This is a genomic window from Oceanicella sp., from assembly GCF_056449545.1.
In genome coordinates this window covers 1-8908 of the sequence record NZ_JBWOMN010000032.1, presented here as the reverse complement: position 1 = coordinate 8908, position 8908 = coordinate 1, and the positions used below count along the sequence as shown (strand labels likewise).

General features: G+C 70.5%; 9 protein-coding genes. 5 read left to right on the top strand and 4 right to left on the bottom strand.

Annotated features, from left to right (window positions below):
* A partial coding sequence (locus tag AC1HC7_RS05775; RefSeq protein WP_479498776.1) for a KpsE/RkpR family capsule polysaccharide export protein occupies positions 1 to 1136 on the top strand: 1136 nt, incomplete at its 5' end.
* Between the two features lie 80 nt (positions 1137 to 1216).
* Here the strand turns inward: AC1HC7_RS05775 and AC1HC7_RS05770 are convergent.
* Genes AC1HC7_RS05770 through AC1HC7_RS05755 form a run of 4 tightly spaced genes read right to left on the bottom strand, consistent with a single transcriptional unit; the run spans position 1217 to position 4620 of the window.
* Entirely contained in the window at positions 1217 to 2047 is an 831-nt protein-coding gene (locus tag AC1HC7_RS05770) for a phosphoadenylyl-sulfate reductase (protein ID WP_479498775.1), read from the bottom strand.
* Entirely contained in the window at positions 2044 to 2556 is a 513-nt protein-coding gene (locus tag AC1HC7_RS05765; protein WP_479497435.1) for a DUF934 domain-containing protein, read from the bottom strand. The genes AC1HC7_RS05770 and AC1HC7_RS05765 overlap by 4 nt, the downstream gene beginning before the upstream one ends.
* Positions 2543 to 4279 carry a nitrite/sulfite reductase gene (locus AC1HC7_RS05760; protein WP_479497434.1) on the bottom strand — a complete coding sequence of 579 codons (1737 nt, stop codon included), beginning with the start codon at positions 4277 to 4279 and terminating at the stop codon, positions 2543 to 2545. Before AC1HC7_RS05760 ends, AC1HC7_RS05765 begins: the two co-directional genes overlap by 14 nt.
* A gap of 23 nt (positions 4280 to 4302) precedes the next feature.
* On the bottom strand, positions 4303 to 4620 hold the full coding sequence (locus AC1HC7_RS05755) for a DUF2849 domain-containing protein (RefSeq protein ID WP_479497433.1): 318 nt from the start codon (positions 4618 to 4620) through the stop codon (positions 4303 to 4305).
* A gap of 207 nt (positions 4621 to 4827) precedes the next feature.
* Here AC1HC7_RS05755 and folP point away from each other — a divergent pair, with 207 nt between their 5' ends.
* The 4 genes from folP to xseA form a co-directional block, all read left to right on the top strand.
* Positions 4828 to 5883: a dihydropteroate synthase gene (gene folP / locus AC1HC7_RS05750; protein ID WP_479497432.1), complete on the top strand. Its 1056-nt coding sequence runs from the start codon at positions 4828 to 4830 to the stop codon at positions 5881 to 5883.
* Positions 5880 to 7223: a phosphoglucosamine mutase gene (glmM, locus tag AC1HC7_RS05745; protein ID WP_479498774.1), complete on the top strand. Its 1344-nt coding sequence runs from the start codon at positions 5880 to 5882 to the stop codon at positions 7221 to 7223. Before folP ends, glmM begins: the two co-directional genes overlap by 4 nt.
* A 156-nt stretch (positions 7224 to 7379) precedes the next feature.
* Positions 7380 to 7748 carry a hypothetical protein gene (locus AC1HC7_RS05740; RefSeq protein WP_479497430.1) on the top strand — a complete coding sequence of 123 codons (369 nt, stop codon included), beginning with the start codon at positions 7380 to 7382 and terminating at the stop codon, positions 7746 to 7748.
* Between the two features lie 48 nt (positions 7749 to 7796).
* A partial coding sequence (gene xseA, locus AC1HC7_RS05735; RefSeq protein WP_479498773.1) for an exodeoxyribonuclease VII large subunit occupies positions 7797 to 8908 on the top strand: 1112 nt, incomplete at its 3' end.

Sequence of the window (8908 nt, the reverse complement as noted above, 5' to 3'; positions counted from 1 at the left end):
GCGCCCGGCGGCGCGGCTTCTGGCGGCGCATGGCCCTGTGGCTGAGCTTCATCGTCATGGTGCTGGCCCCGGCGGGCGGCGTGACCTGGTATCTCTGGGCGCGGGCCGCGGATCAATACGCCTCGGAGGTGTCCTTCGCGGTGCGGGCGCTCGATTCCACCCTGCCTTCGCCGGTGATGGAGCTGCTGGGCGGCGGCGGCGGCGACAGCACCGCGGGCGACAGCCAGATGCTCTACGAATACCTCCAGAGCCAACCGCTGGTCGAAAAGCTGGACAAGCAGATAGACCTGCGCGCCATCTACAACAATCCCAAAGCCGACTGGCTGTTCCGCCTCGGCGACAACCGCACGATCGAAGAACTGGTGTTCTACTGGAACCTTGCGGTCACGGTCTCCTATGACAGCGGCGGCGGCATCATCTACGTGCAGGTCAAGGCCTTCGACCCGGAGGACGCCCAGCGCGTGGCCCGGGCGCTGGTGGCCGAAAGCGAACGCCTGATCAATGATCTGTCCACCCGCGCGCGCCAGGACGCGGTGTCCTACGCGGTCGAGGATCTGCGCGAGGCCGAGGCGCGGGTGCGCGAGATGCGCAAGCGCCTGCAGGTGTTCCGCATGGCCGAGGGCTCGGCGGACATCGCGCAGGACATCGTCGCCGCCATGACGCTGATCGCGGAGCTCAAGAGCCAGCGTTCGCTGCTGAAGGCGGATTACGACAGCCGCAAGGGGCTGCTGGGCCCGAACAGCCCGACCCTGTCGGCCCTGAAGCGCCAGATCGAAAGCCTCGACGCCCAGATCGCGCAGGAAGAGAACCTGATCGCCAACAAGTCAGGCGCCGTCGCCGGCGACGGATCGCAGCCCTCGGTCTCCCTGACCGACGCCATCGGCGAACAGGAGGAGCTGCTGGTGGAGCTGCGCTTCGCCGAGAACATGTACACGTCCACCCTCGCCGCGGTGGAGACCGCCCGCGCCGACGCCCGCCGCGCCCAGCGATACCTTGCCACCCACATCGCCCCGACCCGTTCCGAAGAGGCCGAATACCCCAGCCGCATCACCTGGTCGCTGGCGGCGTTCTTCCTGTTGCTGATCGTCTGGTCGATCCTGCTGCTGATCATCAGCTCGATCCGCGACCGCAACTGAGTCACGCCCCAATGGCGGATCGGGATCCGCCCTGCTGCACGTCGAGCGCCGCGCCGCAAGCGTCGGCGCGGCGAATGCAATTAGCGTAGGGCGGATCCCGATCCGCCATTGGGGCGGCGCGCCACGCGTCCGTTGACGAAATGGATGCCGCATTCGGTTTTCTCGCGCCCGCGCCAGCGCCCGGCGCGCGGGTCCTCGCCCTCGGCCACCGCGGTGGTGCAGGGCGCGCAGCCCAGCGACGGGAAGCGTTCCATGGCCATGGGGTGCAGCGGCAGGGCGTGGGCCCGCATGTGATCGCGGATCCGCGCCGCGTCCCAATCCGCCAGCGGGTTCAGCTTGATGCGCCCCGCCGCGTCGGTCTCGTAGAGCTCCAGCGCCGCGCGCTCTGCCGACTGGAACCGCTTGCGCCCGGTGATCCAGGCGTCGAACGGCGCCAGCGCGCGCTCCAGCGGCCGGGTCTTGCGCAGATCGCAGCAGGAATCCTGATCCCGGCGGTGCAGCTCGCCCTTCGGATCGCCGGCGCGGATGTCGCGCGCATCGGGCCGGATCAGGCGCAGATCGCGCAATCCCAACCGTTCGGCCAGTTCCTGCTGATAGGCCAGCGTCGCCGGGAACAGCATCCCGGTTTCCAGAAACAGCACGGGCGTCGTCGGGTCGATCTGCGCCGCCAGATGCAGCAGCGCCGCGCTTTCCGCGCCGAAGGAGGACACCAGCGCGATGCGGCCGCGAAACTCGCTGGTCAGCGCGTCGGCCAGCAGATCCTGCGCCGATTTCCCGCGATGCAGCCGGTTCAGCGCGTCGGCGCGTCGTTGCGCGTGGCGGTGCAGCAGGCTGGCGGCGGGGCGTGCGGCGACCCCGCCGCCATTCGCCCCGGCGATTCCCATGCCGCCGGGGGAGGCGTCAAAGCTCATGGCGCCGCGTCCCGCCGTCCGGCGCGCCGCGCGTCCAGCACGTCGCCGCCCAGCGCGTAGCCGCGCTGATAGCTCAGGCGCATGGAGGCCGCGGCCGCCGCCCATTGTTCGGCGGGCTGGCGCGCGGCCAGCGTCTCGGGCAGCTCCACCGCGTCAAAGCCGCAGGCGCGCAGCGCCGCGTATTGATCGGCGATCAGCGGCCCGAAAGCGCGCAATTCCCCCACAAACCCCATGCTTCGCAACCGTCGCGCCACGGAAAACCCGCGCCCGTCGGCAAAGCCGGAAAAATTCACCGAAATCAGCGCCAGCCGGTCCAGCAGCAGCGCCAGCGCCGCCGGATCGACCTCGGCCGAGACATGCGCCCCCAGCGCCAGCGCGCCGTTCGGGGCGCCCTCCTCCACCAGCCGATCGAGGCTGAGGATCACCTTTGCGCCTTCGGGCGCCATCTGGCCGTTCTCCACCCGCACCCAGGGGTCGGGGACGATTCCGGTGTCGTCAAGCAGCGGCATAGAGCGCCTCCTTGAACCCGGCCATGCCGGTTCTGCGATAGGTCTGCAGGAAGGTCTCGCGGCCCTCGCGCACGCTCAGGTAATGATCCACCAGCGTCTCGATCACGTCGGGGACCTGGTCGAAGGAAAACCCCGGACCGGCGCGCTCGCCCAGCGCCGCCGCATTGGTCGGGTCGCCGCCGATGGTGATCTGGTAGCTCTCGACCCCGGCCTTATCGAGCCCGAGAATGCCGATATGGCCCACATGGTGATGCCCGCAGGCGTTGATGCAGCCCGAGATCTTGACCGACAGCGGCCCGATGTCGCGCTGGCGCGCCGGGTCGGCGAAGCGGCGCGAGATCGCCTGCGCCACCGGGATCGAACGCGCCGTGGCCAGCGCGCAGTAATCCAGCCCCGGGCAGGCGATGATGTCGGTGATCAGCCCGCGATTGGGCGCGTCGAGCCCATGGGCGCGCAGCAGCCGCCACAGCGCCGGAAGGTCGCGCCTGGCCACATGCGGCAGCACCACGTTCTGTTCGTGGGTGATGCGCAGCTCGCCCAGTGAAAACCGCTCCGCCGCCTCGGCCATGGCGCGCATCTGCTCGGCGGTGGCGTCGCCGGGGGCGCGGCCCACGGGTTTCAGCGAGATGGTGGCCGCCGCGTGGCCGGGGGTCTTGTGCGGATGGGCGTTCCGGGTCGCCCAGGCGTCGAAATCCGGGTTTTTGGCGCGGGCGCGGGCCAGCGCCGCATCGCCGGCGGGATCGGCGTCGTCATGCACGAGGCTCTCGTAATCCAGCATGCGCGGCGCGCTCTGGTAGTCGGGCGGCGCGAAATAGGCGGCGATGCGGGCGATTTCCGCCGCGTCCGGGGCGATGGTCGCGCCGTCGAGCCGCGCGAATTCCGCCTCCACCGCGTCGCGGAACGCCGCGATCCCCATCTCGTGCACCAGGATCTTGATCCGCGCCTTGTACTTGTTGTCGCGTCGGCCTTGCAGGTTGTAGACGCGCAGCACCGCCTCCAGATACGGCAGCAGGTCCCTGCGCGGCAGGAAATCCCGCAGGGGTCTGGCGATCATCGGCGTGCGGCCCAGCCCGCCGCCCACATGCAGGCGATAGCCGATCTCGCCGGTTTCGCCGCCAGCCCCATCGCCAGCCCCATCGCCAGTCGGGCCGCGAATGATCTCGATGCCGATGTCATGCACCCGCAGCGCGGTGCGGTCGTTTTCGGCCCCGGTCACCGCGATCTTGAACTTTCGCCCCAGGAAGGTGAATTCCGGGTGCAGGCTCGACCATTGCCGGATCAGCTCGGCGGTCGGGCGCGGGTCCTCCAGCTCATCCGCCGCCACCCCCGCGAACGGGTCCGAGGTGGTGTTGCGGATGCAGTTGCCCGAGGTCTGGATCGCGTGCATCCCCACATCGGCAAGCGCGTCGATGATGTCGGGCGCGTCGCTCAGCTTGGGCCAGTTGAACTGGATGTTCTGGCGGGTGGTGAAATGCCCGTAGCCGCGATCGTATCTTTGGGCGATGTCGGCCAGCGCGCGCATCTGCGCCGCGCCCAGCGTGCCGTAGGGGATGGCGACCCGCAGCATGTAGGCGTGCAGTTGCAGATAGAGGCCGTTCATCAGGCGCAGCGGCTTGAACTCCTCCTCGGTCAGCGAGCCGTCGAGCCGGCGCGCCACCTGGTCGCGGAACTGCGCCGCGCGCTGACGCACGAAGGCGTCGTCGAATTGGTCGTAGCGATACATGGGGTCTCTCCCTGGCGCCAAGGTCAGGCGGCGCGCTCGACCGCCGCCGCGGCGGGGCCGTAGTCGAAGGTCGGGACGCGCCCGGCGCGGATCGATTCGCGCCGCGTCGCCGGGGCGGGGGCGCCGTCGGTCAGGGTCACGTCCATGAGGTAGGGGCCGACCACGGCGGCCTGCATCAGCGGCGTGGCCCCAAGGGCGGCCAGCGCCTCGGCCTGCGCCGGGGTGGCGGCGACGCGGGCGTCGTCAAGCCGCGCCGACCAACCGGCGCCGGTCCACCAGATCGCGGCGCCGTCGCCAAGCGCATGGGCGGTGAGAACGGCGGGTCTGAAAGGTCTGGCCATGGCGGGTCTCCTCTGCCTGGGCGTCGTTGCGGAGGAACATAGATATGAAAAGTGTGGTTCTCAATGATTCACACTAAAAAGCGCGAGCACAATTTATTTCACGAAACAAAAGTGTTATATTGCAAGCTGCAGCGGTTTTTGATTGGACGCGCCGCCGCGCGGCGGCTACTCCGCTGCCCCGAGCCGCCGGGAACGGAGACCCGCCCAATGACGCCAGAATTCTACCACCGCCCGATCCCCGCCGCCGCGCCGGGGCGCGATTCGCTGCCGATCGCCGGCGGCTGGGCGCGTTTTGACGAGGTCGAGATCCTGTCCCGCGCCGCGCCGCCCCAACGCATCGCCGCGCGCGATCTGCCTGAGGAGGTCCGCGCCCGGCTGAGCGATCCGCGCCCGCCGCTCTGCGGCCTGGCGCTGGACCGCCCGCGCCTGATGGGGGTGCTCAACGTCACTCCCGACAGCTTTTCCGACGGCGGGCGCCATGACGCGGCGCGCACCGCGATCGCGCGCGGGCTGGAGATGGCGGCGCAGGGCGCCGATGTCATCGATATCGGCGGCGAATCCACCCGCCCCGGCGCGCAGGACGTGACCGAGGCCGAGGAAACCGCCCGCATCGCCCCGGTGCTGGAGGGATTGGCGGAGGGATTGCGCGCCGCCGGGCTGCCGCGCCCCGTCTCCATCGACACCCGCAAGCCGGGCGTCGCCCGCGCCGCCTTCGCGCGCGGCGCGGCGCTCTGGAACGACGTGACCGCGCTCGCCCACGCGCCCGACAGCCTGTCGACGGCGGCCGCGCTGGGCGGCGCGGTCTGCCTGATGCACGCGCAGGGCGCGCCCCGCGACATGCAGGACGATCCGCGCTATGACGACGTGCTGCTGGACATCTACGACTGCCTCGAAACCCGCGTCGCCGCCTGCGTGGCGGCGGGGATCCCGCGCGGGCGCATCCTGGTCGATCCGGGCATCGGGTTCGGCAAGACGCTGGCGCACAACCTGCGGCTGCTGGCCAATCTGTCGCTGTTTCACGGGCTCGGCTGCGGCGTGTTGCTGGGCGCCTCCCGTAAAGGTTTCATCGGCATGCTGGCGGGCGAGAAAATCGCCGCGCGCCGCGCGCCCGGCTCCATCGCCGCCGGGCTGGCGGGGCTGGCGCAGGGCGTGCAGGTGTTGCGCGTGCATGACGTGGCCGAAACCGCGCAGGCGGCGGCGGTCTGGCAGGCGCTGAACCGCGCCGAGACTGGAAACGAGACCACGGCGGGAGGATCGGCATGAGCCGCAAACTGTTCGGAACCGACGGCATTCGCGGGCGCGCCAACGAACACCCCATGACCGCCGAGGTGGCCATGCGGCTGGGGCAGGCGGCGGGGCGGCATTTCCTGCGCGGCAAGCACCGCCATCGGGTGGTGATCGGCAAGGACACGCGGCTGTCGGGCTACATGATCGAACCGGCGCTGACGGCGGGGTTCATCTCGGTTGGCATCGACGTGTTCCTGCTCGGCCCGATCCCGACCCCCGCCGTGGGCATGCTCACCAAATCGCTGCGCGCCGACGCCGGAGTGATGATCTCCGCCTCCCACAACCCCTATGAAGACAACGGCATCAAGCTGTTCGGCCCCGACGGCTACAAGCTGTCCGATGCGATCGAGGCCAAGATCGAAAGCTACATGGAACGCCCGCTGGCGCTGGCCGACGCCGGCGATCTGGGCAAGGCGCAGCGCATCGACGACGGGCTGGGCCGCTACATCGAATCCGCCAAGGCGACGTTTCCGCGGGCCCTGCGGCTCGACGGGCTGCGGGTGGTGCTCGACTGCGCCAACGGCGCCGCCTACAAGACCGCGCCCGCAGTGCTGTGGGAACTGGGGGCCGAGGTGATCCGCATCGGGGTCGATCCCGACGGCGCCAACATCAACGCCGGGGTCGGATCGACGGCGCCCGAATTGTGCCAGAAGACCGTGATCGAGGAAGGCGCGCATCTGGGCGTCGCGCTTGACGGCGACGCCGATCGGGTGCTGGTCATCGACGAACATGGCGAGATCATCGACGGCGACCAGATCATGGCGCTGATCGCCGGGCGCTGGCAGGCGACCGGGCGGCTGGCCGGGAACACGCTGGTGGCGACGGTGATGTCCAATCTGGGGCTGGAACGGCATCTGGACGCGCGCGGCATCCGCCTGCTGCGCGCCAAGGTCGGGGATCGCTACGTGGTCGAGGCCATGCGCCGCGGCGGATTCAATCTGGGCGGCGAACAGTCCGGCCACATCGTCATGTCCGACCACGCCACCACCGGCGACGGGCTGCTGGCGGCGCTGCAGGTGCTCGCCGCCATCGCCGAGGAGGGCGCCCCGGCTTCGGTGGTCTGCGCCCGCTTCGCCCCCCTTCCCCAGATCCTCAAGAATGTCCGCTACGCCCCGGGCGCCGCGCCGCTGGACCAGCGCGCGGTGCAAAAGGCCATCGCCGCCGGCGAGGCCCGACTCGACGGGACCGGCCGGGTGCTGATTCGCAAATCCGGCACCGAGCCGCTGATCCGCGTGATGGCCGAGGGCGAGGATGCAGCGCTGGTGGACTCGGTGGTCGACGACATCTGCGCCGCGGTGGCCGCCGCCCGCGGTTGATTTTTCGTCATGCTCGCCGCCCGGGGGGGGCCGAGATGCGCGGGTCGCCGCCCGCCCCGTGCGCAAGGCCGGGTCCGGTGCGCCCGGCGCCGAATTCGTGATCCGCGCCGCCAATCCAACCCCCTAGACTGGCGCAAATCGCCCAAGGAGCCCCCCATGCGCCGCATCGCCGCCCTGATCCTCGCCCTCCCCGCCCTGCTCGCGCTTCTCGCCGCCCCGGCTTTCGCCGGCGAGGTCGAAATCGTCGACGCCCGCGCCGCCCGATCCGGCGACCAGTGGCGCTTCGACGTCACCCTGCGCCACGCCGACGAGGGCTGGGACCACTACGCCGACGCCTGGCAAATCCGCGACGCCGACGGCGCCGTGCTTGGAACCCGCACCCTGGTCCACCCGCATGTCAACGAACAGCCCTTCACCCGCTCGCTGGGCGGGGTGACGCTGCCCGGCGGCCTCAAGTCGGTGCGCGTCTACGCCCATGACAACGTGCATGGCTGGGCCAAGGCGTATTTCGACCTCGACCTTTAGCGCCGCCGCGTCTTGGCCTCGCCGCCGCGCGGGGCTAGTGTCGCGGCCATGTCAGACCTGTTCGACGAGGGCCCCGCGAAAGGCGGCGACGCCGGGGCCAAGGGCGCCAACGCGCCGGAATTCTCGGTCTCCGAACTTTCGGGCGCGGTGAAGCGGGTCATCGAGGCGGATTTTTCCCATGTGCGGGTGCGCGGCGAGATCGGGCGCGTGTCGCGGCCGCGCTCGGGGCATGTCTATCTGGACCTCAAGGACGACCGGGCGGTGCTCAACGCCATCGTCTGGAAAGGCGTCGCCGCGCGGCTGTCGATCCAGCCGCAGGAGGGCGACGAGGTCATCGCCACCGGCAAGCTCACCACCTATGCCGGTCAGTCGCGCTACCAGCTGATCGTCGAGGACATGGTCTATGCCGGCGAGGGCGCGCTGCTGGCCAGGCTCGAACGCCTGAAGAAGGCGCTGGCCGCCGAGGGCCTGTTCGACCCCGCCCGCAAGAAGCCGACGCCGTTCCTGCCCGAGGTGATCGGCGTCGTCACCTCGCCCTCGGGCGCGGTGATCCGCGACATCCTGCACCGGCTCGCCGACCGATTTCCCAGAAAGGTGCTGATCTGGCCGGTGGCGGTGCAGGGCGCGAAATGCGCGCCCGAAGTGGTCGCCGCCATCGAAGGGTTCAACGCGCTCGTTCCCGGCGGCGCGGTTCCGCGCCCCGACGTGCTGATCGTGGCGCGCGGCGGCGGCTCGGTCGAGGACCTCTGGGGCTTCAACGAAGAAAGCGTCGCGCGCGCCGTGGCCGCCAGCGCCATTCCGGTGATCTCCGCGGTGGGGCATGAAACCGACACCACGCTGATCGATTTCGTCTCCGACAAGCGCGCCCCCACCCCAACCGCCGCCGCCGAGATCGCGGTGCCGGTGCGCGCCGAACTGCGCGCCGCGCTGGCCGGGTTCGAGGAACGCCGCCTGCGCGCGCTGGTCCGCCTGCTGGAGGACCGCCGCCGTCGCCTGCGCGATCTGGCCCGGGCATTGCCCCGCCCCGAACAGGTGCTGGCCGAGCGCGCGCAAAAGCTTGACATGCTGGGCGAACGCCTGCCCCGCGCGCTGGCGGATTTCGCCAATCGCAAGCGGGCGCAGGCGGCGCGCGGCCCGGCGGCGCGCTTCGGCCCGGCGCT

Coding starts and splice junctions, on each gene's coding strand:
- AC1HC7_RS05770 (WP_479498775.1), bottom strand. CDS start 2,047: ATGAGCTTTGACGCCTCCCCCGGCGGCATGGGAATCGCCGGGGCGAAT.
- AC1HC7_RS05765 (WP_479497435.1), bottom strand. CDS start 2,556: ATGCCGCTGCTTGACGACACCGGAATCGTCCCCGACCCCTGGGTGCGG.
- AC1HC7_RS05760 (WP_479497434.1), bottom strand. CDS start 4,279: ATGTATCGCTACGACCAATTCGACGACGCCTTCGTGCGTCAGCGCGCG.
- AC1HC7_RS05755 (WP_479497433.1), bottom strand. CDS start 4,620: ATGGCCAGACCTTTCAGACCCGCCGTTCTCACCGCCCATGCGCTTGGC.
- folP (WP_479497432.1), top strand. CDS start 4,828: ATGACGCCAGAATTCTACCACCGCCCGATCCCCGCCGCCGCGCCGGGG.
- glmM (WP_479498774.1), top strand. CDS start 5,880: ATGAGCCGCAAACTGTTCGGAACCGACGGCATTCGCGGGCGCGCCAAC.
- AC1HC7_RS05740 (WP_479497430.1), top strand. CDS start 7,380: ATGCGCCGCATCGCCGCCCTGATCCTCGCCCTCCCCGCCCTGCTCGCG.